General features: G+C 67.8%; 21 protein-coding genes. 5 read left to right on the top strand and 16 right to left on the bottom strand.

Translation table 11 applies throughout. The features are described from left to right. Window position 1: 1 nt before the first annotated feature. On the bottom strand, window positions 2-1,036 hold the full coding sequence (moaA, locus tag AC1RR5_RS01770; RefSeq protein ID WP_492919380.1) for a GTP 3',8-cyclase MoaA: 1,035 nt from the start codon (window positions 1,034-1,036) through the stop codon (window positions 2-4). A gap of 30 nt (window positions 1,037-1,066) precedes the next feature. Between moaA and AC1RR5_RS01765 the strand changes: the two genes are divergently transcribed. Further along, window positions 1,067-1,687, top strand: a complete 621-nt coding sequence (locus tag AC1RR5_RS01765) for a nucleotidyltransferase family protein (RefSeq protein ID WP_492919379.1) — start codon at window positions 1,067-1,069, stop codon at window positions 1,685-1,687. Between the two features lie 49 nt (window positions 1,688-1,736). Here the strand turns inward: AC1RR5_RS01765 and AC1RR5_RS01760 are convergent, their stop codons facing one another. The 6 genes from AC1RR5_RS01760 to AC1RR5_RS01735 form a co-directional block, all read right to left on the bottom strand. Further along, window positions 1,737-1,961, bottom strand: coding sequence for a hypothetical protein (locus AC1RR5_RS01760; RefSeq protein WP_492919378.1), 225 nt, complete (start codon window positions 1,959-1,961; stop codon window positions 1,737-1,739). Further along, window positions 1,939-2,364 carry a hypothetical protein gene (locus AC1RR5_RS01755; RefSeq protein WP_492919377.1) on the bottom strand — a complete coding sequence of 142 codons (426 nt, stop codon included), beginning with the start codon at window positions 2,362-2,364 and terminating at the stop codon, window positions 1,939-1,941. The genes AC1RR5_RS01760 and AC1RR5_RS01755 overlap by 23 nt, the downstream gene beginning before the upstream one ends. Beyond that, entirely contained in the window at window positions 2,361-2,807 is a 447-nt protein-coding gene (locus tag AC1RR5_RS01750; RefSeq protein ID WP_492919376.1) for a hypothetical protein, read from the bottom strand. The genes AC1RR5_RS01755 and AC1RR5_RS01750 overlap by 4 nt, the downstream gene beginning before the upstream one ends. 167 nt (window positions 2,808-2,974) lie before the next feature. Next, window positions 2,975-3,481, bottom strand: a complete 507-nt coding sequence (locus AC1RR5_RS01745; protein WP_492919375.1) for a helix-turn-helix domain-containing protein — start codon at window positions 3,479-3,481, stop codon at window positions 2,975-2,977. A 62-nt stretch (window positions 3,482-3,543) separates the two neighbouring features. Then, window positions 3,544-5,727, bottom strand: a complete 2,184-nt coding sequence (locus AC1RR5_RS01740) for a xanthine dehydrogenase family protein molybdopterin-binding subunit (protein ID WP_492919374.1) — start codon at window positions 5,725-5,727, stop codon at window positions 3,544-3,546. Continuing rightward, window positions 5,724-6,254 (bottom strand): (2Fe-2S)-binding protein, encoded by a 531-nt coding sequence (locus AC1RR5_RS01735; protein WP_492919373.1) that lies wholly within the window; start codon window positions 6,252-6,254, stop codon window positions 5,724-5,726. The genes AC1RR5_RS01740 and AC1RR5_RS01735 overlap by 4 nt, the downstream gene beginning before the upstream one ends. Before the next feature lie 187 nt (window positions 6,255-6,441). Between AC1RR5_RS01735 and AC1RR5_RS01730 the strand changes: the two genes are divergently transcribed. Together AC1RR5_RS01730 and AC1RR5_RS01725 are read left to right on the top strand one after the other, a co-directional pair. Further along, entirely contained in the window at window positions 6,442-6,756 is a 315-nt protein-coding gene (locus tag AC1RR5_RS01730) for an MliC family protein (protein ID WP_492919372.1), read from the top strand. A gap of 17 nt (window positions 6,757-6,773) precedes the next feature. Then, the gene (locus AC1RR5_RS01725) at window positions 6,774-7,664 is read left to right on the top strand and encodes an NAD(P)-dependent oxidoreductase (protein ID WP_492919371.1); all 891 of its coding nucleotides are present in this window, start codon (window positions 6,774-6,776) and stop codon (window positions 7,662-7,664) included. Here the strand turns inward: AC1RR5_RS01725 and AC1RR5_RS01720 are convergent. From AC1RR5_RS01720 to AC1RR5_RS01705, 4 genes are all read right to left on the bottom strand, one after another. After that, window positions 7,657-9,297 (bottom strand): MFS transporter, encoded by a 1,641-nt coding sequence (locus tag AC1RR5_RS01720; protein WP_492919370.1) that lies wholly within the window; start codon window positions 9,295-9,297, stop codon window positions 7,657-7,659. The two genes, AC1RR5_RS01725 and AC1RR5_RS01720, sit on opposite strands and share 8 nt — an antisense overlap. 57 nt (window positions 9,298-9,354) lie before the next feature. Then, entirely contained in the window at window positions 9,355-12,051 is a 2,697-nt protein-coding gene (locus tag AC1RR5_RS01715; protein WP_492919369.1) for a PAS domain S-box protein, read from the bottom strand. A gap of 107 nt (window positions 12,052-12,158) precedes the next feature. Continuing rightward, on the bottom strand, window positions 12,159-12,842 hold the full coding sequence (locus tag AC1RR5_RS01710; RefSeq protein WP_492919368.1) for a Fe2+-dependent dioxygenase: 684 nt from the start codon (window positions 12,840-12,842) through the stop codon (window positions 12,159-12,161). A gap of 142 nt (window positions 12,843-12,984) precedes the next feature. Continuing rightward, on the bottom strand, window positions 12,985-15,315 hold the full coding sequence (locus AC1RR5_RS01705; protein ID WP_492919367.1) for a TonB-dependent receptor: 2,331 nt from the start codon (window positions 15,313-15,315) through the stop codon (window positions 12,985-12,987). Window positions 15,316-15,572: 257 nt separating this feature from the next. Between AC1RR5_RS01705 and AC1RR5_RS01700 the strand changes: the two genes are divergently transcribed. Both AC1RR5_RS01700 and AC1RR5_RS01695 read left to right on the top strand, forming a co-directional pair. Next, window positions 15,573-16,205 (top strand): LysE family translocator, encoded by a 633-nt coding sequence (locus AC1RR5_RS01700; RefSeq protein ID WP_492919366.1) that lies wholly within the window; start codon window positions 15,573-15,575, stop codon window positions 16,203-16,205. Between the two features lie 48 nt (window positions 16,206-16,253). Beyond that, window positions 16,254-16,967, top strand: a complete 714-nt coding sequence (locus AC1RR5_RS01695; RefSeq protein ID WP_492919794.1) for a ribonuclease T2 — start codon at window positions 16,254-16,256, stop codon at window positions 16,965-16,967. A gap of 45 nt (window positions 16,968-17,012) precedes the next feature. Here the strand turns inward: AC1RR5_RS01695 and AC1RR5_RS01690 are convergent, their stop codons facing one another. From AC1RR5_RS01690 to pnp, 5 genes are all read right to left on the bottom strand, one after another. Further along, window positions 17,013-17,849: an alpha/beta fold hydrolase gene (locus tag AC1RR5_RS01690; RefSeq protein WP_492919365.1), complete on the bottom strand. Its 837-nt coding sequence runs from the start codon at window positions 17,847-17,849 to the stop codon at window positions 17,013-17,015. Window positions 17,850-17,976: 127 nt separating this feature from the next. Then, on the bottom strand, window positions 17,977-18,588 hold the full coding sequence (locus AC1RR5_RS01685) for a hypothetical protein (RefSeq protein ID WP_492919364.1): 612 nt from the start codon (window positions 18,586-18,588) through the stop codon (window positions 17,977-17,979). Then, window positions 18,585-18,884, bottom strand: a complete 300-nt coding sequence (locus tag AC1RR5_RS01680; RefSeq protein ID WP_492919363.1) for an autorepressor SdpR family transcription factor — start codon at window positions 18,882-18,884, stop codon at window positions 18,585-18,587. The genes AC1RR5_RS01685 and AC1RR5_RS01680 overlap by 4 nt, the downstream gene beginning before the upstream one ends. 33 nt (window positions 18,885-18,917) lie before the next feature. Beyond that, entirely contained in the window at window positions 18,918-19,184 is a 267-nt protein-coding gene (locus AC1RR5_RS01675; RefSeq protein ID WP_492919362.1) for a hypothetical protein, read from the bottom strand. Window positions 19,185-19,313: 129 nt separating this feature from the next. After that, on the bottom strand, window positions 19,314-21,464 hold the full coding sequence (pnp, locus tag AC1RR5_RS01670; RefSeq protein ID WP_492919361.1) for a polyribonucleotide nucleotidyltransferase: 2,151 nt from the start codon (window positions 21,462-21,464) through the stop codon (window positions 19,314-19,316). Between the last annotated feature and the right edge of the window lie 252 nt (window positions 21,465-21,716).

Below are 21,716 nucleotides of genomic sequence, written 5' to 3'. Positions count from 1 at the left end.
ATCAGCCGCCCGTCGTCGACATGTGGCGGGCGACGGCCGGACGCGCCGCGGCGATCTGGAAGTCGTGGCCCTTGGGCTTGGACCCAATGGCCGCGAAGATAGCGTCGTTCAGCTGGGCGTCGCTCGCCCCGCCGCGAATCACCGCCCGCAGATCGCTGGCGTCGTCGCGGCCCAGGCAAGTGTGCAGCGTGCCCGTGCAGGTCAGCCGCACCCGGTTGCAGGTGTCGCAGAAATGGTTGCTGAGCGGGGTGATCAGCCCCAGCCGCCCGCCAGTCTCCGCCACGCGGACATAACGCGCCGGGCCGCCGGTGGCGTGGTGGATGTCCTCCAGCGTCCAGAACGACGACAGGTCGCGGCGGACGTCCTGCAGCGACAGATATTGGTCGGTGCGGTCCTGGTCGACCTCGCCCAGGGGCATGGTCTCGATCAGGGTGATGTCGCAGCCGCGTGCGTGGGCCCACTGGATCAGCTCCGGCAGCTCGGCGGCGTTGTCGGCCTTGAGGGCAACGGCGTTGATCTTGACCGCGATGCCCGCCGCCAGGGCAGCATCGATCCCGGCGACCACCTGGGCCAGGACGCCGCCGCGCGTCAGGGTCCGGAAGAGCTCGGGCTTCAGCGTATCCAGCGAGACGTTGATCCGCCGCACGCCATGGCGCGCCAGGTCGGCCGCATAGCGCTCCAGCTGGGTGCCGTTGGTGGTCAGGGTCAGCTCGTCCAGGGCGCCGGTGCGCAGGTGGCGCGACAGGCCGGCGACCAGGTCCATGAAGCCCTTGCGCACCAGCGGCTCGCCGCCGGTCAGCCGCAGCTTGCGCACGCCCAGGGCGACGAAGGCCGAGGCCAGGCGGTCCAGCTCCTCCAGCGTCAGCACTTCGGCCTTCGGCAGGAAGGTCATGTGCTCGGACATGCAGTAGAGGCAGCGCAGGTCGCAGCGGTCGGTGACGGAGACGCGCAGATAGGTGACGGCGCGCCCGAACCCGTCGATCAATCGAGGGGCGGTGAAGACGGCTTGCGTCGGGCTATCGTCATAGGGCGTCATATCCGTCTCTAAGAATAGGCGCTGAGACCCATGACGGAAAGGGATACCACGACGCTGGAAGCGATCGTGCTGGCGGCCGGGGCCGGCGCCCGTTTCGGCGGCGCCAAGCTGCTGGCCCGGCTGGATGGCGCGCCGCTGGTCGCCGGGGCCCTGCTGACCGCCTTCCTGTCGCCCGTCCGGCGCGTCCACGTGGCCGTCGCCAGCGACGCCGTGCGCAAGGCGGTCAGGGCCACGGCCGAGCGGCTGGTCGCCAGCGACCGCCTGTCGATCGTCCCCGTCGAGGACGCCGCCGAGGGCATGGGCGCCTCGCTGCGGGCCGCCGCGCGGGGCCTGTCGGACGACGCTGCCGGCGTCTTCGTGTTCCTGGGCGACATGCCCAGGGTCGACCCGGCCACCGTCACGCGGCTGGCCCAGGCCCTGACCAGCCCGCACGACATCGTCGCCCCGACCTATCTGGGCCGCCGGGGCCATCCCGTGCTGTTCGGCGCGTCGTGGTTTCCCGCCCTGCGCGCCCTCTCCGGAGACGAAGGCGCCCGCGTCCTCCTGGAGAACGCGGGCGCCCGGCTGGCGCGGATTCCCGTCGAGGACCCGGGGATCCATCTTGACGTGGATCGACCCGATGACCTCGTCCGCGCCATCGAAGGCCGCTGAAGCGCCGGATCCCTCCCCCGAGCGTCCGGCCAGCGACCTTCCCCGTCTCCTAATGCAACAGCCCCTCCTCACCCGTCACCAGGCGCCGGATCTCGGCGACCAGGCGCAGGGCGGCTGCGGAGTCGCCCCGCTCCTGCAGCGCCACCAGCTTGGGAACCAGGATCGTCAGGATGCGGCGATGGTCCTCGCCCAGCAGGTCGTAGCCGCGCCGGAACTCGGCGACGTCCTCCTCGTCGGCGATCGTGTCGAGGTCAGGGTCGAACAGCGCCTTCATCGGCCCGTCTCCGGGCGCGGACCGCCAACCCCGTCGCGGCGGCCATGACCACCAGCTGCAGGACGGTCACCACGTTGTTGGACGCGGCGCGACTGTAGTTGTCGATGCTGGGATCGACGGACGCCACGAACCGGATGGCGATCAGGATGATCGCCAGGGCCGACAGCACCGCGCACCAGACCCGCCGCGACCACATCGAGATCCAGACGAAGATCACCGTCGTGACGATGTCGATGACCGCGACCGGCATGTTCAGGCCGCGCCGATCCAGGTGCATGACCATCGGCGTCAGCGTCCAGCTGGCGATCAGGACCACGGCCGTCAGCCGCAGGACGCCGTCGCCCTTCCAATAGGCCAGCCCGCAGACCACCAGGGCCATCAAATAGACGACGTAGACGATCATCGCGGTGAGGGTCGACCAGCGTCCTCATCGCCCCGTCTCCGGGCGCGAATGGTGAGCCAGATGGCCACGAGCAGGACGATCAGCTGGAACATGGCCACGATATTGTTGGCCGCCAGGTTGTTGTACCGGTGGATGCCCCGGTCGACCATGCTCACGATCGGAATGATGGTGACGATGATCGTCAGGGCGGCCAGCACGGCGCACCAGATCCGTCGCCAGCGCGTGGAAATCCACACGAACACCAGGGCGGCGTTGGTGTCGATGATCGTCACCGGATAGTCCAGGCTGGTCTTGCTGCCGTTGCTGACCAGCGGCGAGAGCGCCCAGCTGACGATCAGGACCAGCGCCGCCAGCCGCAACGGCCGATCGCCTTGCCAGTAGGCCACGCCACAGACCGCGAGGGCGATCAGATAGGCGATGTACGGGATCAAGGTTGACGGCAAACTCGGACCTCGACGCAACAGACGGCTTGCCCGCCGCCTCGCCTTCAACTGTTCCCGACGATGTAGCGCATGATCGCTGCATGCAAAGCAAATCCCGTCACGCGGCCAGGGCCGCGCGTTGTTGAACACTGCGATGAGGGTGGTTTCGGGTGACCCGGACCGGCCGGTCAGCGATGCGTGATGCGCTGAACCGCCAGGATGTACTCATGGACGCCGATCGCGATCACCGCGAGGAGCACGGCGGTCAGCGCCGTGATCCCGAGCACCAGGCCGAGCCACTGAAGGTTGCTCAGCTCATGGCGCCAATTCCGCCGGGCGGTCGGATGTTCCTCGGCAAAGCGGTTGGCTTCGGGTGATGGTACGCGGTCATGGTCGTTTCCGATCTCGCGATCAGCAAGCGGCGTATCCGGAAACGCTGCCAGGGGCTCCGGCTGCTTACGGTAATCGCTACCGGGGTCGCCGCTCTCCCAGGCCACGAAGGCCAGGGCGGCGTCGCGACGGCTCATGCCCGACAGGCGCCGGCGGGCGCTGAGCACGTGCATCTCGACGGTCTTTGGCGACAGGCCCAGCGCCCGCGCGATCTCCTTGGACTGGAGATGCGCCGCGATGAGCCGGAGGATCTCCCGCTCCCGGGGGGTAAGCTTCTCGAAAGCGGTACTGACGCGATCCACCATGCGCGCAAGATGGTGGGCCGTTCGGCTCTCGTCTAGCGAGCAAAACGGGTAATCTGAAACAATCAGTTTTCCGAGCGGACGAACGGCAGGCGCGTGGTGGGCGCCTTGTTCAGGACCAGCAGGGCGTTGGCCACGGCCGGACCGATCACCGGCGTGCCCGGCTCGCCGACCCCGCTGGGCGGATTGCCGGACGGCACGATGTTGGTCTCGACGGTCGGCGCCTCGTTGATCCGCAGCACGCGATAGCGGTCGAAATTGCTCTGGTCGACCTTGCCGTCGGTCAGGGTCACTTCGCCGAACATGAAGCTCGACAGGCCGTAGCAGGTGCCACCTTCCATCTGGGCCGCGATCTGGTCGGGCGAGACGGCGACGCCGCAGTCGATGGCGGTGACCACGCGGCCCACGCGGGGCGCGCCGTTCTCCAGCTTGACCTCGGCCACCTGGGCTACGACCGAGCCGAAGCTCTCGTGCACCGCCACGCCGCGCGTCCAGCCGGCGGCCGCCTTGGGCCCGGCCTTCTCGACGGCCAGGTTCAGGGCCGCCAGGTGCCGGTCGGCCCCGGCCTTGGTGTAGAGCGTGCGGCGATATTCGATCGGATCCTTGCCGGCCTTGGCGGCCAACTGGTCGATCGTGTGCTCCATGACGAAGGCGGTGTGGGTCGCGCCCACCGAGCGCCACCACAGCACCGGCACCCCGACGTCGGGCAGGGCCACCTGGGCGTCGACGATCGGTGTGGCCTTCAGGTAAGGCGAGCCCGCCGTGCCTTCGATCGCTGTCTGGTCGGGGCCTTTGCCGCCCATCGGCGAGCCCTTCATGATCGACTGGCTGACGATCCGGTGGCGCCAGGCCGCCGGATAGCCGTCCTTGTCCAGCTGGACCTTCACGGCGTGCACGGTCAGCGGCCGGAAGTAGCCGGCCTGCATGTCGTCCTCGCGGGTCCAGACCAGCTTCACCGGCCGGCCCTTGCCGACCTTCTTGGCGATGTGGACGCACTCGGCCACGTAGTCGGACTGGAAGTTGGCGCGCCGGCCGAACGAGCCGCCGGCGAACAGGGTCTCGATCTCGACCGAGCCCGGCAGGCAGCCGACGATCTTGGCGGCCGCCAGCTGATCCAGGGTCTGGCCCTGCGAGCCGAAGGTCAACTTGACCTTATTGCCGTCCACGGCGGCCACGCAATTCATCGGCTCCATGGTGGCGTGGGCCAGATAGGGGAACTCGTAGGTCGTCTCGAACACCTGCTCGCCCGCCTTCGGAGCGGCGTTCAGCACGTTGGTGTCGCCGCGCTGGTCGAAGGTCTCCCACTTGGTGTCGGTGTTCTTGCCGGCCGCGACGTCCTTGAACAGCTGGGCGATGGCGGCCGAGCCGCGCTTCTCACCCTTGTCCAGGTCCCATTCCAGCTTCAGCGCCTCGCGGCCCATGCGGGCGGCATAGGTGCTCTGGGCGACGACGGCGATCCCGGTCGGGATCTCGAAGACGTCAACCACGCCGGCGACCTTCTTGGCCTCGGCGGCGTCGAAGCTCTTCACCTTGGCGCCGAACAGCGGAGCGTGGGCGATCACCGCCGTCAGCATGTCGGGCAGGCGGACGTCCTGGGTGTAGCGGGCGGTGCCGTCGCTCTTGGCCTGGGAATCCTTGCGGCGCACCCGGTCGGTGCCGATCAGGGTGAAGGTCTTGGGGTCCTTCAGCTTGACGTCGGTGGGCGGCGGGACCTTGGCGGCGTCAGCCAGCAGCTCGCCGAAGGTCGCGGTCTTGCCGGAGGTATGGGTCAGGACGCTGTCCTTGACCGTGATCTCGCCGACCGGGACGTTCCAGCGGTTGGCGGCGGCCTGGACGAACATGGCTCGCGCACCAGCCCCGGCCTTGCGCAGCTGGTCCCACGAGTTGGAGATCGCCGACGAGCCGCCGGTCAACTGCGCGCCCAGGGCGCCGTTGGCGTAGAGCTTGGCGTTGGCGGGCGCCTGCTCGACCTGGACCTTGGTCCAGTCGGCGTCCAGCTCCTCGGCGACGATGGCCGCGAGACCGGCGTGGTTGCCCTGGCCGAACTCGACGTGCTTGGAGATCACCGTCACCAAGCCGTCCGGCGCGATCTTGACGAAGGGCCCGAAGGCGCCGACCTCGACCTTGGAGCCGGCGCTCATGATGTCGGCCGGCGAGCAGCCGACCAGCAGCGAACCGCCGACCAGGGCCGAGGCGACGACCACGTCGCGGCGGCTGGGGCCTTCCAAAGGCTTGAAGGGCGCGTTCATCGGCCGGCTCCACGATGGGTCGCGCCCGAACCGGCGACGATGGCGTCGTCGATATCGGCATGCGGCTCGCCCAACGGCGGACCGGTATCGGCCGCATCCTTGATCGCCGCGCGGATGCGCTGATAGGCGCCGCAGCGACAGATGTTGCCGGACATGGCGTTGTCGATGTCCTCGTCCGTGGGCTTGGGCTTCTGGGCCAGCAGCGCGCAGGCCGACATGATCTGGCCCGACTGGCAGTAGCCGCACTGCGGCACGTCGTGGCGCACCCAGGCCTGCTGCACCGGGTGCTGGCCGCCCAGGCCTTCGATGGTGGTGATCTTGGCCGTCCCGACCGCCTCGATCGGCGTCACGCAAGACCGGATCGGCTGGCCGTCCAGATGCACCGTGCAGGCCCCGCACTGGGCCAGGCCGCAGCCGAACTTGGTGCCCGTCATGCCCAGCTCGTCGCGCAGCACCCACAGCAAGGGGGTCTCGGGCGCTGCCTGAACGGATGTGGACTTGCCGTTGATGTCGAGCGTTACGGCCATGCGTCTTCGCCTCCAACGAAAGAAGGACGCCCCGCGCCCTGATCGAAACCTAACACCGTTCACACTTGGCTTGGCCAGAGGAAATTGAGCGGCGCCTTGGGGGACGAAACGCGCGGCGGCTGAAAAACGCTGCCGCACCTGCGAAGGCCCGCTATGCTCCTGTTCGCAATCGCCCGGAGGCTTCGTCTTGCGCCGCGTCCTTGTTCCCCTCGCCGTCCTGGCCGTGACCTTGGCCGGCTGCACCACCGTGGCTCCGATGGATTCGACGGACGCGCCGATCCGCTACAGCTGCAAGGGCGGCAAGCGGTTCACCAGCGCCTACGCCCTGCATGGCAAGAAGGTCGTGGTCACCGCCGGCGGCGTCACCAGGACCCTGAAGCTGGCCCGTTCGGCGTCCGGCGCGCGTTATACGGCCAGCGACGCCGAGCTCTGGAGCAAGGGCGCCGACGCCATGCTCAAGGGCTTCCCCGGCGGCCCCTACGCCGATTGCCGCTCACAGTAGCTTCAAAGGACGTCGTGTTGGATTCCTTCCCCGCCTATTTCCCTCTCGCCGGTCGCAAGGTGGTGATCGCCGGCGTCGGCGACGCGGCCGAGGCCAAGGCCCGGCTGTTCGAGGGCTCGCCCGCGACCCTGGTGCGGCTCGAGGGTCATGACGCCTATCTGCCCGGCGCCTATACCGGCGCGACCCTGGCCTTCATCGCCAGTCCCGACGAGGTGTTCGTCCAGGCCGCCGCCAGCGCGGCGCGGGCGGCGCGGGTGCTGGTCAATGTCGTCGACCGGCCCGAGCTGTGCGACTTCAACACCCCGGCCGTGATCGATCGCGGCGAAGTCGTGGCGGCCGTTGGCACCGGCGGCTCGGCCCCGGTGCTGGCGACCATGCTGCGCAACGACATCGAGGCCCAGGTGCCCGAGGGCATGGGCCGCGTCGCCGCCCTGCTGCAGAAGTTCCAGGGCGAGGTGCGCGGCACGCTGCCGGCCCTGCATGAGCGCCGGGCCTTCCTGCGCGACGCCGTCATGGGCGAGGCCGCCGCGGCCGCCAAGGCCGGTGACATGGACCGCGCGGGCCAGCTCTTCCGCGAAGCCCTGGCCAAGGGCACCGCCCGCAAGGGGATGGTCCGCTTCATCGCCGGCAAGGGTCCGGTCGACCTTCTGACCCTGCGCGCCTCCCGAGCCCTGGGCGCAGCCGACGTGCTGGTGCTGGACGGCGACGCCGATCCGGAGGTCGTCAAGATGGCCCGCCGTGACGTCGAACGCGTCGCGGCCGAGAAGGCCGACGCCGACCACCTGATCCAGCTGGCCCGCGAAGGCCGCCAGATCGTCCGGCTGATCACCCATGCCGTGGACCCGAACCTGATCCACGCCCTGACCCAGGCCGAGGTCGCCGTCGAGGTAGTGCCGGCCGCTAGTTGAGCGGCCGTCCCTTCGTCTCGGGCAACAGGAACGCCGTGACCAGCACGCTGATCAAGGTGAAGACGACCGGGTACCAAAGGCCAGCATAGATATCGCCGACCGCCGTCACGATGGCGAAGGCGAAGAATGGCACGAAGCCGCCGACCCAGCCGGTGCCGATGTGATAGGGCAGCGACAGGGCCGTGTAGCGGACCCGGGTCGGGAACAGCTCGACCAGGCAGGCGGCCAGCGGGCCAAACAGCGCCGTGGCGGCGATCACGAAGACGAACAGCACGCCCAGGATCAGCGGCTTGTCCATCCGCGCCGGATCGGCCTTGGCGGGATAGCCGGCCTTGGCGAGGGCGGCCTTGATCCTGGTCTCGACGCCGGTCTTCACCGCCTTGACCTCGGCCTTGGCCAGGCCCTTGGCGCTCTGTGAGATGATCTCCACGCCGCCGAGCTTCATCACCGCCGTCGTTCCGGCCGGAGCCTTCTCGTTCGTGTACGAGACCCCGGCATTGGCCAGGGCGCCCTTGACGATGTCGCACGAGGTGACGAACGCGGCCTTGCCGACGGGGTCGAACTGTAGCGAGCAGTCGGCGGGATCGGCCACAACGACAACGGGCGCTTTCGCAGACGCCTCGGCCAGCGCCGGGTTGGCGGCCTTCTCCAGGACGTGGAAGCCAGGGAAGTAGAACAGCAGCGCCAGAGTCATGCCGCCCAGCATCACCGGCTTGCGGCCCACCTTGTCCGACAGCCAGCCGAAGACGACGTAGAAGACCGCGCTGACCGCCGTGGCGGTCATCATGAGTTCGTTGATGGTGACCGGGTCGACCTTCAGGAACTTCTCCATGAAGGTCTGGACGTAGAAGAAGCTGGTGTACCAGACGGCCCCCTGGGCGCACATCATGGACAGGAAGGCCAGGATGACCAGCTTCAGGTTCTTCCACTGGCCGAAGGCCTCGGCATAGGGCGCCTTGGAGGCCTGGCCCTCTTCCTTCATGGCGGCGAAGGCGGGGCTTTCGGTCAGCTTCATGCGCATCCAGACCGAGACGCCCAGCAGGCCGATCGAGACGGCGAACGGGATGCGCCAGCCCCAGGCGTCGAAGGCGTCGATGCCGACGATGGAGCGGGTGATCATGATGACCATGAGCGCGCCGAACAGGCCGAAGGCGGCCGAGGTCTGGACCCACGAGGTCGACCAGCCGCGCTTGTCGGTCGGCGAGTGCTCGGCGACATATATCGCCGCCCCGCCGTACTCGCCGCCCAGGGCGAAGCCCTGCACGCAGCGCAGGATGATGAGCAGGATCGGCGAGATGATCCCCGCCTGTTGGTAGGTCGGCAGGAAGGCGATGGCGAAGGTCGCGCCGCCCATCAGCAGCACCGTGGCCAGGAACGCGCCCTTGCGTCCGGCCTGGTCGCCGATCTTGCCGAAGACCAGCGCGCCCAGCGGCCGGAACGCGAAACCGACGCCGAACAGGGCCAGGGCCGCGATATAGCCGGCCGCGTCGGGCAGGCCGGTGAAGAAGGTCTTGGAAATGACCTGGGCCAGGCTGCCGAAGATGAAGAAGTCGTACCACTCGAAGGCCGTGCCGGCCGAAGAGGCCGCGACCACCGTGCGCATCGACGCGCCTTGCTGACTTGCGTCGGCCATTCCACTTCCCCCGTCTTTGCCCCTGCTTAGCGTGGTTCAAAGCTTCGGGGAACGGGGTTAGGCGACAGCGCCCTGTTCGTCCGGTCCGGCCTGCGACAGGCGGACGATCTCGGCGACCAGGGCGGCCGGGGCGATCGGCTTGGCGGCCACGCCGTTCATGCCGGCGGCGCGGTATGAGGCCCGCTGGTGGGCCATGACATTGGCGGTCAGGGCGATGATCGGCGCCTGCGCGGCGGGACCCGGCAAGGCGCGGATCCGGCGGGCGGCTTCCAGCCCGTCCATGCCCGGCATCTGCACGTCCATCAGGATGAGGTCGAAGGCCCCGTCGCGGGCCGCTTCGACGCCCGAGGCTCCGTCGTCGGCGACGCTGACGTCCGCCCCCAACTGCTGCAGGATGCGGCGAGCGACCAGCTGGTTGGTGGGGTTATCCTCGACGACGAGCACCTTCAGACCCGACAGCAGGTCGTCGGCATGGGCCTCGACCGCGCCCGGCGCGACGGCGGCGCGAGCGGCGATGGTCAGGGTGAAGGTCGAGCCCTCGTTCGGGACCGAGGTGAAGGTGACTTCGCCGCCCAGCATTTCCGCCAGCTTGCGGGTGATGGCCAGGCCCAGGCCCGAGCCGCCGAAGCGGCGGGTGGTGCTGGCGTCGGCCTGCTGGAAGCGTTCGAACAGGCGCGCCTGGGCCTCGAGGGGCACGCCGACGCCGGTGTCGATCACGTCGAAGACCAGCCGGTCGGCCTCCTTGCGGGCTCGCACCGTGACCGAGCCTCGCAGGGTGAACTTCACGGCGTTGCCGATCAGGTTAAACAGCGCCTGGCGCACCCGGGTCGGGTCGGTCTCGATCCAGCCCAGGTCGCCCGCGATGTCGAGCTCCAGCCGCAGCCCCTTGTGCGTGGCCTGGCCGGCCAGCAGGCGGGCGACGCCGCGAACCAGCTCGCCCGGATCGACCGGCTCGTGGTTCAGGTCCAGGCGCCCGGCCTCGATGCGCGAGATGTCGATGACGTCGTCCAGCAGGGTCGACAGCATTTGGCCAGCGGCCAAAGCCTCTCCTAGAAGATCCGCGCTGTCGCCGGCCGGCAGCTCGCGCTTGAGCACATGCATCACGCCCAGCACGCCGTTCATCGGCGTGCGGATCTCGTGGCTCATGTTGGCCAGGAACTGGGCCTTGGCCTCGTTGGCCGCCTGGGCCGTGCGCTCGGCGGCGATCAGGGCCAGCTCGGCCTTCTTCTTCTCGTCGACGTCCAGGACGAGGCCGAACGCCTTGCGGGCCCGGCCCGAGGCGTCGCGGCGCACGTCATGGAAGACCCGCACCCAGCGCGGCTCGCGGCCCGACGCCACCAGGCGCACATCGTATTCCTGGGCGCCCCACTCGCCCGTCCGCCGCCACTCGGCCGCGGCGGCGTACAGCTGTTCGCGATCGTCGGGGTGGATCATGGGCCAGACGGCCTCGCGGACGTCCTCGTAGCCGACGCGGCGGCCCATCATGCGGTGGAACTCGGGCGAGCCCCAGAACCCCTGGGATTCGTGGTCGATCTCGTAGACCCCGGCCCGCGCCGCCCCCAGGGCGACCTTCAGCCGGCGAGCGTTGATCCGCGCCTCGCGCCGCGCCGCCGCTAGGGCGGTGACGTCGTCCATGTAGGTGATGACCCCGACGATATCGCCGGCCTCGTTGCGCCAGGGCCGCGCCTCCCAGCGGAAGACGCGCTCGACGCCGTCGGCGTCGTCGAGGCGGTCCTCGCGGCGGGTGACGATCTCGCCCGACAGCGCCCGGCTCACCCCGGCCACGAAGCGGCGGCGACCGCCATGGGTGAGCTCGGTCAGGGTCTTGCCGATGACCTGGGCCTCGGTCGAGCGGAAGATCTCCAGGAAGCGCGGGCTGACCAGTCGCAGCCGCATGTCCAGGTCGTAGACGGCGACGGCGAACGGGGCGTCCTCGACCAGGCGACGGGCCCGGCGCTCGCTCCAGAGGGCCTTGTCGCGGCTGCGGGCCACGTCGGTGATGTTCTGGGTGATGCCCTTCATCGCGAACAGCGGCCCCGGCCGGGCCTCGGCGCGATAGGTGCTGCGGAAGGTCTGCCAGCGGCCGTCATTGCCGCGCAGGCGGAACTCGATGGCGCCGCCCACGCCGGTCCGGGTCGCCTGACGGAAGGCTTCGTGCACCGTCTCGCGCTGGTCGTCGGGCAGACGGCTCAGGAATTTCTCGCCGGTGTCGACATCGGCGGGCTGCAGGCCCAGCAGGGCCAGGGTGTCCGGCGACCAGTCGATACGCTCGCCGTCCGGCTCGTAGCTCCAGACCCCGATGCCGGCCGCCTCGGCCAGCAGCTCACGGGTGCGGCGGGCGGCCTCCAGCTCGGCGCGGCTTTCGACCTCGGCCGAGACGTCGTGCAGCATGCCGACCAACTCGCCATTGGGCCCCAGCCGTCCGCGCCCCTGCAGCCAGATCCAGCCGCCGTCCTGGCAGCGCACCTTCAGCTCGGTCACCGCCGAGCCGGTCTCGGTCATGCGCCGGATGATGTCGAGCAGCTCGGGCTGGCTGTCGGGATGGACGAACTTGATGGTCGGCTGGCCGATCAGCGCGTCGACGGGCCACCCCGTGACATGGGTCCAGGCGGCGTTGACCGAGACGAAACGCCCTTCGGCCGAGACGACGACGAACAGGTCGCTGGCGTTGTCGAAGAACCAATGCGCCGCGTCGGCCCCGCCGAAAGGCGTGGGGACGCTGGAATTGGCATCAGAGCTCGCCGCCTTGGACATCCGTTCTCCGCGAGGTTGGGCGGATCGTGGAGCGCAACCGTAAACTTATGGTTCCACTGGCGTAGCGATGTTCCCCGAAATGGTCGTCGCCTTCAGACCTTGGCCCCCTAAACCTCGGCCCATTGCCGCAGAAGATTGTGGTAGACGCCGGTCAGCGACAGGATCCCCTGGTCGTCGGCCTCGACCTGGCGGGCAAGGCGCTGGATGGCGACGTCCATCTCCAGCAGGATCGTGCGGCGGGCGTCGTCGCGGATCAGACTCTGGATCCAGAAGAAGCTGGCCGTGCGCCGCCCCCGGGTCACCGGGGTGACGTGGTGCAGGCTGGAGCTGGGATAGAGGATCATGTCGCCGGCCTCGAGCTTGACGACGTGGTCGCCATAGAGGTCGTTCACGACCAGCTCGCCGCCGTCATAGTCCTCGGGCTCGGCCAGGAAGAGGGTCGCCGACAGGTCGGTGCGCAGGCGCTGGCCCGTCACCGGATCGCGGCGGATGGCATTGTCGACATGGTCCTTGAAGCCCATGCCTTCGCCGTAGCGGTTGAACATCGGCGGCAGAATGACCTGAGGCAGGGCCGCCGAGACGAACAGCGGATTGGCCTCCAGCGCCTGCAGGATCGTCGCCCCCACGGCGCGGGCCGCGTCGCTGTCCTGCGGCAGCTGCTCGTTGGCCTTAGCCCGCGCGGCCTGGTGGCCCGAGGTCAGGTTGCCGTCGACCCAGGGGCCGGCGTCCAGGATCGCCCGGCACGCGACCACCTCGGCTTTGGTCAGCACCTGCGGGATCTGCAGCATCATGCGGGCGGCTCCTTATCCTGGCTCCCGCTTAGTCCGCGGAGCCCAAATCCTCTTTGATCTGGATCAGGCCGAAAAATAAAGCGCCCCGCTCGACCTCGTTGTCGAGCGGGGCGCGAAACATGAAGTCCCGATAGGGGGAGGGTCAGTACTTCACGTTGAAGGTCAGGATCGCCTGGCGACCCGGAGCCGGATCGGCGTGGTGCACGCCGTTGGTGCGGGCGATGTAGCGCTCGTCGGTCAGGTTCTGGACGTTCAGCTGCAGATCGACCTTGTCGTTGACCTTCCACGACGCGAAGCCGTCGAAGCGCCAGTACGACGGGGCGTAGATCTCGTTGGCGCCGCCGCCGGCGCCGCCCTGGTTGCCGCCGAAGCTCTTCGACACGTAGTAGGCGCCGCCGCCCAGCGAGATCGCGCGGGTGATGCGGTAGGTCGAGAAGCTGGAGAAGGTGTGCTTGGGCGTGTTGGCCAGCGAGTCACCCTGGTTGACGCTGGTATAGGCGCCCTTGACCAGCTCGCTGTCCATGTAGGTGTAGCCGCCGAACACCTGCCACTTCGGGGTCACGTTACCCGAGAAGCCGAGCTCGAAGCCCTTCACCTCGACCTCACCGACCTGGGCATAGGTGTTGGCGTCGATCTGGATCTGGGCGTTCTTGCGAGTGGTCTTGAAGGCCGCCGCCGACAGGGCCAGCGTGTCGTGGAAGACGTTGGCCTTGGCGCCCAGCTCGAAGCTTTCGCTGTCTTCCGGCTCCAGTTGCACCGTCAATAGGTTGCCCGTGCCGGTCGTGGTGTTGCTGTTCTGGTCGCCGCCCGAAATGCCCGGAGGCGTCGAGGACGTGCCGTACGAACCGTAGAGGCTGGAGCTGGCGGTCGGCTTGTAGACCAGGCCGACCTGGTAGTTGGTGAAGTCCCACTTGCCGCCGCGCGCCACGTAGGTCACGCCGGTGACGACGCCGTTGGCGCTGGTCGCCGAGGCGTCGACGCCGCGGCTCTCATAGCTGTCGTGGCGAACGCCCAGGTTCAGCAGGATCTTCTCACCGAACTTGATGGTGTCGAAGCCGTAGATCGCCGCCGTCTTGGTCAGGTTGCTGGTGGTCGGGCCTTTGTTCAGGGTGCCGACCCAGACGTCATTGGCGTTGGGCTTGTAGACAAGCGTGCAGTCGCCGCCGCCGACGCTGGTGAGGGTCGCCGCCGCGATCGTGAAGCCGGTCGGGCAGGCCGAGGTGGTCGTGCCGTAGGGCAGGTAGCTGGCGTTCTTGTTCTCTTCGCGGCTCAGCTCGATGCCGATGTCGAAGCTGTGCTCCAGGCCGCCCAGGACCTTCTTGCCATGCACGTCGGTGACGGCGGCGATGGTCTCGGTCGGGTTCCAGCGGCTCTTGGTGCCGCGCTTCATCCACCACTGACCCTGGACGAACTGGGCCGCGCCGCCGTCGCCGGGGTTGGTGACCAGGTAGTCGTTGAGGCTCTTGGAGTAGCGGACCACCTGGCGGACGTTCAGGTCGTCATCGATCTTGTGGTCGATGGCGAAGGTGGCGATGTCCGACTTGGTCTTCTGGAAGTCGCGGCTCTTGATGCCGTAGAAGCTGCGATAGTCGACCGCCAGGATGCCCGTGGCCGTGCGCGGCTGGGTGGTCTTGGTCATCAGCGGGATGCCGTAGTCGGGCATCTGGTCGGTATCGAGGTGGTAGTAGCTGGCGGTGATCTGGGTGTCGCCGTTCAGGCCGATGGCCAGCGACGGCGCAAAGCCCCAGCGGCTGAAGTCCACCGCCTTGCGGCCCGGGGTGTTGCCCTGCGTGCCCAGCACGTTCAGGCGCACGGCGACGCTGTCGTTGATGGCGTAGTTCAGGTCGGCCGTGGCGCGGACATATTCGTCGGTGCCGACGCCGACCATGCCGCGCGCGAAGTTCTCGGCCTTCGGCGACTTGGACGACAGGTTGATGCTGCCGCCGCCCGAACCACGGCCGCTATAGGCGCTGTCGGGACCCTTAACGACCTCGACCTGTTCCAGGTTGAAGATCTCGCGGGTCTGGCCGCCGCTGTCGCGGACGCCGTCGACGAAGATGTTGTTGGCCGAGCTGGAGCCGCGGATGAACGGACGGTCGGCCAGCGGCTGGCCGCCTTCGCCGGCGCCGAAGGTGATGCCCGGCGAGGTGCGCAGGATGTCCGTCAGCGAGGTGGCGGCGGTCTGTTCGATGATCCGTGACGGGATGACCGTCACCGACTTGGGGGTGTCGACCAGCGGGGCGGTGAACTTGCTCGACGACGGGTCGGCGACGCGCTTGGCGTCGATCTTGACGGTCGAGACCTCGGTGTTGTCGGGGGCCGTGGCGGCGGCAGCGGCGGTCGCGACCGGCGCGTCGATGTCGGCGGCGGCGGCGGTTTGGGCCATGCCCAGACCGGCCAGACCGGCGACGGCGGCGGCGCCCAGAGCGCGACGAGGCCGGCTCACGACACCGGCGGAGTTCAGCTTACGCATTTGTTGGTCCTATCCCCGGGGGCGCGGTGTTGAGCAGGCCCCTCTTGAAATTGCGAGGCGTTCTTAGCCATCTTGCAAAGCTGTCGCAATGATAATCGTTCGCAATTGCGGCATGTGTGTCTGAAAAGCGACGCTTTGCTTGCTGGAGGCGCCGAGACACGGCGGTTCAGCCTCGCGCCGGAGCGGCTGCGTCTATGCATTCGCCCCTGCCCGCTCCCACATGCTAAAGCTCCGCCGTCCCCCACGGAGCCCTCCCCATGCCCGACGCCAAGACCTGGATCGCCTTCGCCCTCGTCTGCCTCGGCATGGCCCTGACCCCGGGCCCGAACATGCTCTATCTGGTCAGCCGCTCGATCTGTCAGGGCCGCTGGGCCGGGATCGTGTCGCTGATCGGCACGGCGGCGGGGTTCGTCGTCTATCTGTTGTGCGCGGCGCTGGGCATCACCGCCCTCTTGATGGCCGCGCCGATCGCCTACGACATCCTGCGCTTTGGCGGCGCGCTGTACCTGGCTTGGCTGGCCTGGCAGGCGATCAAGCCGGGCGGCGCCTCGCCGTTCCAGGTGCGCGAGCTGCCCAAGGACAGCCCTGCTAAGCTGATCACCATGGGCTTCGTCACCAACATCCTGAACCCCAAGGCGGCGATGCTGTACCTGTCGCTGCTGCCGCAGTTCATCAAGCCCGAGCACGGCGGGGTCTTCACCCAGTCGCTGGCCCTGGGCCTGTCGCAGATCGCCGTCTCGCTGAGCGTCAACGGGGCCATCTGCTTCATGGCCGGCGGCATCGCGACCTTCCTGGCCACGCGGCCCAGCTTCGCCCTGATCCAGCGCTGGCTGATGGCCACGGTGCTGGGCGGCCTGGCGGTGCGGATGGCCACCGAGGCGCGTCGCTAGACGTTCGCTTGACGCCGGCCGCGGCGCGGGGCCTATCCGCGTCGTAGTCTGGAGTTTCTCATGAAGACCGCCCTCGCCGTCGTTGCCGCCCTGCTCGCCCTCGCGAGCGGCGCCCAGGCCTCCAGCCTGAAGTCGTGCGCGGTGCCGCCGGTCGTCACCCCCGCCCCGGCCGAGGTCCCGCCGGCCGACGAGATCCATCCCGACGTGCCGATCGCGGCCTATCTGCTGGCCCTCTACTGGTCCCCCGAGGCCTGCCGCGCGGGCATCCCGGAGTCGGACAAGAAGATCCAGTGCCAGACCAACAGCTTCGGCTTCACGGTGCACGGCCTGTGGCCCAACGGTCCCGACAAGGTGCATCCGCGCTACTGCAAGCCCAGCCCGCCGATGAGCCCGGCGACGGTGAAGGCCAACCTGTGCATGACCCCCTCGCCCTGGCTGCTGCAGCACGAGTGGCAGGCGCACGGGACCTGCAACTGGGCAACGCCCGAAGCCTATTTCAAGAAGGCCCAGAAGGTCCGCAAGGGCCTGAACGTGCCGGATCTCGATCCGGGCGCGGACCAGACCATGACCGCCGGCGAGATCCGCCAGGCCTTCCTGTCGCGCAATCGCGGCGTCCGGCCCGAGGGCCTGAACGTCCGCGTCAAGGACGGCCGGCTGACCGAGGTCTGGGTCTGCATGGACATCAAGTACAAGTGGGCCGCCTGTCGAGGCGGCAACGGCGCGCCGGACCAAGCGGTCGTGAAGGTGACGCCGAAAGGCTAAGGGCCGCGCCTTGCGACACGGCCCTCCAAACCTCAGTCCTCGGGCCTAGCCCTGGATGAAGGCCAGCAGGTCCTTGTTGATCGTTTCGGCCTGGGTCGTCGCCATGCCATGCGGGAAGCCCGGATAGGTGATCAGCTTGCCGTTCTTCAGCAGCTTGATCGCCTGGCGGGCCGAGGCGTCGATCGGCACGACCTGGTCGTCCTCGCCGTGCAGCACCAGGACGGGGACCTCGATGGTCTTCAGGTCCTGGGTGAAGTCGGTCTCGGAGAAGGCCGCCACACAGTCGTACAGCGCCTTAACGCCGGCCATCATGCCCTGACGCCACCAGTTGTCGATCACGCCCTGGCTGACCTTCGCGCCGTCGCGGTTGAAGCCGTAGAACGGGCCGGCGGCCACGTCGCGGAAGAACTGGGCGCGATCGAAGGCCGTGCCGTTGCGGAAGCCGTCGAACACCTCGCGCGGCAGGCCGCCCGGATTGGCGTCGGTCTTCAGCATGATCGGCGTCACGGCGCCGACCAGCACGGCCTTGGCCACGCGGCCCGGCTCGGCCCGCGCCACATAGTGAGCGACTTCGCCGCCGCCGGTCGAGTGGCCGATGTGGACGGCGTTCTTGAGGTCCAGGTGCTTGGCCAGCGCGATCACGTCGGCGGCGTAGGTGTCCATCTCATTGCCGACATCCGTCTGGTCCGACCGGCCGTGGCCGCGACGGTCATGGGCGATGACGCGGAAGCCCTTCGAGAGGAAGAACATCATCTGCGCGTCCCAGTCGTCCGACGACAGGGGCCAGCCGTGGTGGAAGACGATCGGCTGGGCGTCCTTGAGACCCCAATCCTTGAAGAAGATGTTCACGCCGTCGTTGGTGGTGAAAAAGCCGCTGCTCATGTCCGTCATCCCTCGCTTGGCTAGGCCCCCATCAGGCCGTTACCGCCGTTTGATGACGAGACTGTGCCCGCGACAGATTAGCGCGGATATGGAAATGATCGAAACTCATTGTTTCGAATAATGAGCTTCAGGCGCCAAGCCGCGCCGTCGCCTTGCGCTGGGCCTGATTGACCATCAGCACCAGGAAGAACGCCCCGCCCAGGGCCGCGATCACGCCCGGCATCGGCAACAGGATGGCGCAGGCCGCCAGCGCTAGGCCCGTGATGAACACGATGAGCCCCGAGCGGCGCGCGGTTCGCGACCAGCCTCCTAGTTCGTCCTCGCCCGGCGGCGGCAGCTTGGCGAAGAAGTTGCCGCGCACGCTCATGCCCAGGCCCAGGAACGCGACCAGCAGGCGGGTGGCATAGTCCCGGTCGGGCAGCGCGCCGCCCAGATAGACCAGGGTCATCCAACCCTGGATCGCCGCCAGCAGGCCAAAGTGGGTGACCAGGGTCAGGCCCACGAACCCGGTCTCGTAGCGGCCGGGCTTGCGACCGCCCTGGGCGTGGATCGAAAAGGCCATCAGGCCGCTCATCACGAACGGCATGGCCAGCAGCATCATCGCCCGGAGTGGCTTGGGACCCGATAGCACCGCCGCGATATCGCCCGCCTCCCGCCAGCGCCAGGCCAGAGCCCCGACGGCAGCGACCAGCGAGGCCAGGGTGATCAGGGCCAGGATCAGTTTGAGCGGACGATTCATCGAGACCCTTCCTCCTTCAGCGCATCCGCGCCGGCCAGTCCGATGCCGAAAGTCTCGGCGAAGGCCAGCAGGGCGTCTTCCAGCACCGACAGCCGCAGGCTGTAGGTGATAGTCACCCCGCGTTTGTCGGCGGCGATCAGCCCGGCTTCGCGCAGTACCGAAAAGTGCGCCGACAGCGTGGCTTTGGAACTCGCGAAATGCCCCGCCAGCTCGCCCGCCGTCATCGGCCGCTCGCGCAGCAACTGCAGCACGCGCCGCCGCGTCGGATCAGCCAGGGCCTTGAAAACTTCGCTCATGGATCGATATTTAGCTAAATACCGAAATAAGAGTCAAGACGGACGCGGACCTCTCAGCGCCCAGTCGTAGCGGTCGGACGCCCTGTACCCGAGCGCCGCGTTGTCGCGGACGATCTGGCGCAGGTTTTCGGGCAGATCGCGCATGACGATGTCGATCAGGGCGCTGCGAGCCATCTGGATCGCCTCGGCCTTCGGCGCGGTCCGCGCGCAGGCGGGACATCTTACGACATCCCCGCCGTCTGCATGCACGACACGGACATCGACCCGGCAGGCGCCGCATTGAACGACCTGGTCAGCCATCGCCCGTCTCCATTCCGCAGCCCAGAATGGAACAAATAGAGAACAACGACAACCCCAGAAACGCAAAACGGGCGGTCCCTTTCGGAACCGCCCGCTGCTTGGTCTCTCACTCTGGAGAGCCGTTCACCCTTAGGTGTTGACGGCGTCTTCCGGAGCCAGGTCGGTCTTCTTGGACAGGTCTTCACCGGTCTCCTGATCGACGACCTTCATCGACAGCTTGGTCTTGCCGCGATCGTCGAAGCCCAGGAGCTTCACCTTGACGATCTGGCCTTCCTTCAGCACGTCCGACGGCTTGGCGACGCGTTCGTTGCTGATCTGGCTGACGTGGACGAGGCCGTCCTTGGCGCCGAAGAAGTTCACGAAGGCGCCGAAATCGACGACCTTCACGACCTTGCCGTCGTAGATCTTGCCCACTTCGGCTTCGTCGGTGATCGACTTGATCCAGTCGATCGCGGCCTTGATCTTGGCGCCGTCCGAGGCCGAGACCTTCACGGTGCCTTCGTCGTTGATGTCGACCTTGGCGCCGGTGGTGGCGACGATCTCGCGGATCACCTTGCCGCCCGAACCGATCACTTCACGGATCTTGTCGGTCGGGATGGTGATGGTCTCGATCTTCGGAGCGAAGTCGCCGACCTCTTCACGCGGAGCGTCCATGGCCTTGTTCATTTCGCCGAGGATGTGCTCACGGCCACCCTTAGCTTGAGCCAGGGCCTGCTCCATGATCGCGGGCGTGATGCCGGCGATCTTGATGTCCATCTGCAGCGAAGTCAGGCCTTCGCTGGTGCCGGCGACCTTGAAGTCCATGTCGCCCAGGTGATCTTCGTCACCCAGGATGTCCGACAGAACCGCAAAACCGTCCTTTTCCAGGATCAGGCCCATGGCGATGCCCGAGACCGGACGGATCAGCGGCACGCCGGCGTCCATCATGGCCAGCGACGAACCGCAGACCGTGGCCATCGAGGACGAACCGTTCGACTCGGTGATCTCCGAGACCAGGCGGATCGTGTAGGGGAAGTCCTCCTTGGCCGGCAGCATCGGGCGCAGGGCGCGCCAGGCCAGCTTGCCGTGGCCGATTTCGCGGCGGCCCGGGCTGCCCATACGGCCGGTTTCACCGACGCTGTAGGGAGGGAAGTTGTAGTGCAGCAGGAAGGATTCCTTGTAGGTGCCTTCCAGGGCGTCGATGAACTGCTCGTCGTCGCCGGTGCCCAGGGTGGCGACCACGATCGCCTGGGTCTCGCCGCGAGTGAACAGGGCCGAGCCGTGGGTGCGCGGCAGGATGCCGACTTCACCCAGGATCGGACGGACCTTGTCGACGGTGCGGCCGTCGATGCGGATGCCGGTGTCCAGGATCGAGCGACGGACGATGTCGGCTTCCAGTTCCTTGAAGACCGAGACCAGCTTCAGCGGGTCGATGCCGGCCGGGTTGGTGTCGCTCTTGGCGAAGGTCTCGATGGCCTTGGTCTTGGCGGCGCCCAGCGCGGCGACGCGGTCGCCCTTGGCTTGGATCTTGTAGGCGTCGGCCAGGTCCTTGCCGACGGCCTTCTTCACTTCGGCCTTCAGGGCGTCGGTGTCTTCCGGTTGGAAGTCGAAGGGCTCCTTGGCGGCGTGCTCGGCCAGCTCGATGATCGCGTCGATCACCGTCTGCATTTCCTTATGGGCGAAGTTGACGCCGCCCAGCACGATCTCTTCCGAGAGCTCTTGGATTTCGCTTTCGACCATCATCACGGCGTCGGCGGTGCCGGCCACGACCAGGTCCATCTTGCTTTCCTTCAGCTCTTCGAGCGTCGGGTTCAGCACGTAGCCGCCGTCAACATAACCGACGCGCGCGGCGCCGATCGGGCCCATGAACGGGGCGCCCGAAAGGACCAGGGCGGCCGAGGCGGCCACCATGCCCAGGATGTCGGGATCGTTCTCGAGGTCGTGCTGCAGCACGGTGACGACGACCTGGACTTCGTTCTTGAAGCCCTTGACGAACAGCGGGCGGATCGGACGGTCGATCAGGCGGGAAACCAGGGTTTCCTTTTCCGACGGACGGCCTTCACGCTTGAAGAAGCCACCGGGGATCTTGCCGGCCGCGAAGGTCTTTTCTTGGTAGTTGACCGTCAGCGGGAAGAAATCTTGGCCGGGCTTGGCCTTCTTGGCGAACACGGCGGTGGCCAGGACGACGGTTTCGCCCATGGTGGCCAGAACGGCGCCGTCGGCTTGACGGGCGATGCGACCGGTTTCGAGGACCAGCGTCTTGCCGCCCCACTCGATCGTCTTGCGCTTGATATCGAACATTTTGCTTCTTTCGGTTCCCGCGAGCGGATTCTCGTCGGGGCGGACAGGGAAGGACGGCGAAGCTTGAAGAGCTTTTGGAGCCGGCCCGGTGATCCTCATCCAGTTCGACAGGCGGGTTTGAGGACGTGAACCCTCGGACGGACGAACGGTTCTGGCCAAGCCTTCAGGAAGAAGGTGTGCGCGAACCGCCTTGGGCTCCCGACGAACGGCCTGTCTCGACCGCCGGGCTCCAAATACGCGATCCGCCGCCCT

This window comes from Caulobacter sp. GW821-FHT11E11, assembly GCF_058808315.1.
This window is presented reverse-complemented; position numbering and strand designations above follow the sequence as displayed.

Bases quoted from the DNA above. Each gene is read 5' to 3' on its own strand.
- moaA (WP_492919380.1), bottom strand. From the start codon at position 1,036: ATGACGCCCTATGACGATAGCCCGACGCAAGCCGTCTTCACCGCCCCT.
- AC1RR5_RS01765 (WP_492919379.1), top strand. From the start codon at position 1,067: ATGACGGAAAGGGATACCACGACGCTGGAAGCGATCGTGCTGGCGGCC.
- AC1RR5_RS01760 (WP_492919378.1), bottom strand. From the start codon at position 1,961: ATGAAGGCGCTGTTCGACCCTGACCTCGACACGATCGCCGACGAGGAG.
- AC1RR5_RS01755 (WP_492919377.1), bottom strand. From the start codon at position 2,364: ATGATCGTCTACGTCGTCTATTTGATGGCCCTGGTGGTCTGCGGGCTG.
- AC1RR5_RS01745 (WP_492919375.1), bottom strand. From the start codon at position 3,481: ATGGTGGATCGCGTCAGTACCGCTTTCGAGAAGCTTACCCCCCGGGAG.
- AC1RR5_RS01740 (WP_492919374.1), bottom strand. From the start codon at position 5,727: ATGAACGCGCCCTTCAAGCCTTTGGAAGGCCCCAGCCGCCGCGACGTG.
- AC1RR5_RS01735 (WP_492919373.1), bottom strand. From the start codon at position 6,254: ATGGCCGTAACGCTCGACATCAACGGCAAGTCCACATCCGTTCAGGCA.
- AC1RR5_RS01720 (WP_492919370.1), bottom strand. From the start codon at position 9,297: ATGGCCGACGCAAGTCAGCAAGGCGCGTCGATGCGCACGGTGGTCGCG.
- AC1RR5_RS01715 (WP_492919369.1), bottom strand. From the start codon at position 12,051: ATGTCCAAGGCGGCGAGCTCTGATGCCAATTCCAGCGTCCCCACGCCT.
- AC1RR5_RS01710 (WP_492919368.1), bottom strand. From the start codon at position 12,842: ATGATGCTGCAGATCCCGCAGGTGCTGACCAAAGCCGAGGTGGTCGCG.
- AC1RR5_RS01705 (WP_492919367.1), bottom strand. From the start codon at position 15,315: ATGCGTAAGCTGAACTCCGCCGGTGTCGTGAGCCGGCCTCGTCGCGCT.
- AC1RR5_RS01700 (WP_492919366.1), top strand. From the start codon at position 15,573: ATGCCCGACGCCAAGACCTGGATCGCCTTCGCCCTCGTCTGCCTCGGC.
- AC1RR5_RS01690 (WP_492919365.1), bottom strand. From the start codon at position 17,849: ATGAGCAGCGGCTTTTTCACCACCAACGACGGCGTGAACATCTTCTTC.
- AC1RR5_RS01685 (WP_492919364.1), bottom strand. From the start codon at position 18,588: ATGAATCGTCCGCTCAAACTGATCCTGGCCCTGATCACCCTGGCCTCG.
- AC1RR5_RS01680 (WP_492919363.1), bottom strand. From the start codon at position 18,884: ATGAGCGAAGTTTTCAAGGCCCTGGCTGATCCGACGCGGCGGCGCGTG.
- AC1RR5_RS01675 (WP_492919362.1), bottom strand. From the start codon at position 19,184: ATGGCTGACCAGGTCGTTCAATGCGGCGCCTGCCGGGTCGATGTCCGT.
- pnp (WP_492919361.1), bottom strand. From the start codon at position 21,464: ATGTTCGATATCAAGCGCAAGACGATCGAGTGGGGCGGCAAGACGCTG.